The organism is Streptomyces sparsus (assembly GCF_054776295.1).
This window is the reverse complement of record NZ_BAAHCA010000866.1, coordinates 1-2080: the sequence shown is the minus strand read 5'-3', so window position 1 is coordinate 2080 and position 2080 is coordinate 1. Positions and strand designations below refer to the sequence as shown.

At 71.6% G+C, this 2080-nt stretch carries 2 protein-coding genes; one reads left to right on the top strand and one right to left on the bottom strand.

The features are described 5' to 3' along the window. Positions 1–114: 114 nt before the first annotated feature. Complete coding sequence (locus ACYVE9_RS24290; RefSeq protein WP_461030035.1) at positions 115–909, bottom strand: tyrosine-protein phosphatase; 795 nt, start codon at positions 907–909, stop codon at positions 115–117. Positions 910–1043: 134 nt separating this feature from the next. On the opposite strand from ACYVE9_RS24290, the gene ACYVE9_RS24285 reads away from it, so the two are divergent. Next, positions 1044–1736, top strand: coding sequence for an alpha-ketoglutarate-dependent dioxygenase AlkB family protein (locus ACYVE9_RS24285; RefSeq protein WP_461030034.1), 693 nt, complete (start codon positions 1044–1046; stop codon positions 1734–1736). Positions 1737–2080: the final 344 nt, after the last annotated feature.

The window sequence follows — 2080 nt, the reverse complement described above, 5'->3', positions numbered from 1 at the left end:
GACCGCCCGGTGCGGGGTCTGGGCGCCGACCGGCGTACCGGCACGGGCGCTGTCCGGGTCGCCCGTCACGTGCGGACGGCGGCCCGATGGTCCCTGCCGCCGACGGGCGCGGCGTCAGTCGAGCAGCCGGTCGCGGAGCCGGTCGCGGGTGGTGTCGGTCAGGCCGAGACCGCTGCGCAGGTAGGTGTCGACGTCGCCCCAGGCCTCGGTGATCGTCTCGTAGGCCGCGGCCAGGTACGCGGCGCGCGCGTCGAACAGCGGGGACAGCAGCTCCCGCACCTCGGGGTCGATCCGGTTGCGCTCGGCGGGGTTGCCCCGGTGCACGCGGTAGCGCCGGTGCGGGTCGTTGGACAGCAGGTAGTCCGCCTCGATGGCGTCGCGCTCCACGCCCAGGGCGAGCAGCGTGACCGCGACGGTCAGCCCCGCCCGGTCCTTGCCCGCGGCGCAGTGCATCAGGGCCGGCACGCTGTCCTCGGCGAGTTCGTGCAGTACCCGGCTGTGCTCGCTGGTGCGGCCCTTGATGATCTCCCGGTAGGCCGTCGTCATGCGGCCCGCGGCCTGCCCGTCGGCCAGCGCGACGCGCAGCTGCGCCACGTCGCCGTCCCGGACCATCTGCCAGAACTCCGCGCCCTCCGCCGGATCGGTCAGGGGTATGTTCACGTTGCGCACGCCCGGCAGCGTCACGTCCGGGCCCTCCAGGGCCTGGTCGGCGGCGTTGCGGAAGTCGTAGACGGTGTGCAGGCCCAGGCCGCTGAGGAACTCCGTGTCCTGCGGGGTCGCGTGGGCCAGGTGGCCGCTGCGGAAGAGCACTCCGGGCCGGACCCGCCGACCGTCCGTCGTCGGCAGGCCGCCGACGTCACGGAAGTTGCGCACGCCGGAAAGGGCTGGCTCTACGGTCTCGGACGTCACAGGGCACTCCTCCACACAGCGGGCAGCCGACGGTGTCGACAATACGACAATGATGCCTGGGTCAATCATCTCGGCGGGGAGCGCGGTGATGCGCTGCCCGGCGCCCCCGTGCGCCCCATACCTACCCTGGTGAGGTGAGCGAGGGACTCTTTCCGCCGGAAGCGGTCGTGGTGGCGCCCGGGGCGGTGCACCTGCCCGGCCTGCTCGACCGGCACGCGCAGCGCGAGCTGCTGGCGGCCTGCCGGGAGTGGGCGCGTCCGCCCGCCGGGCTGCGGACCGTGCGCATGCCGCGCGGCGGGGAGATGTCGGTGCGGCAGCTGAGTCTGGGCCGGCACTGGTACCCGTACGGCTATGCCGACACCGCCGTGGACGGGGACGGCGCGCCGGTGAAGCCCTTTCCCGAGTGGCTGGGGGAGTGGGCGAGGGCCGCCGTCCGGCAGGCGTGCGACGCCGATCCGCGCGCCGGCTCGTCGTCCGACTCGGGCGCCGCGCGCGGTGCCTCGCACGCCTCGGGGGTTTCGTACGACGTGGCGCTGGTGAATTTCTACGGTGAGCGGGCGCGGATGGGTATGCACCGGGACAGCGACGAACGGTCCGACGCCCCGGTGGTGTCCTACAGCCTCGGAGATACGTGTGTATTCCGTTTCGGCCATTCCCGTGGTCGCGGTCGCCCGTGGAAGGACATCAAACTGGCCAGTGGTGACGCATTTGTCTTCGGTGGACCTGCCCGGTACGCGTATCACGGCGTGCCCCGCACGGTGGCGGGCTCCGCGCCACCTTGGCTTGATCTTCACGGCCGACTCAACGTGACCGTTCGAGAGAGGTAACTTCCGCTTGACGAACGGAAGTTGTGTCCGACGACGCACGTTCAAACATGCGTACGAAGGATTCACTCGTATGGGGCTGGCGAGGGGTGGCGAATATGTCAACTGCGCCCGCGTTCCCTTCCTCCGGCTATTAGCGTGACGATCGCGCTGAGAGTCGGCGCGCGCTGCTCAAGCCGCGAAGAAGACCTCACAACTCTTTCGAGGACTGCGATGCCTGAATCCCCGAGCTATGCGGTGCCCAAAGGCAGGGGGCCCTCCGCCCCCCGGCCGGCCGCCGCCACCGGCCTCGGTGGCCCTCCCGTGCCCGACACCGCCGAACAGCACGAGGCGGCCGGCCGGAGGCG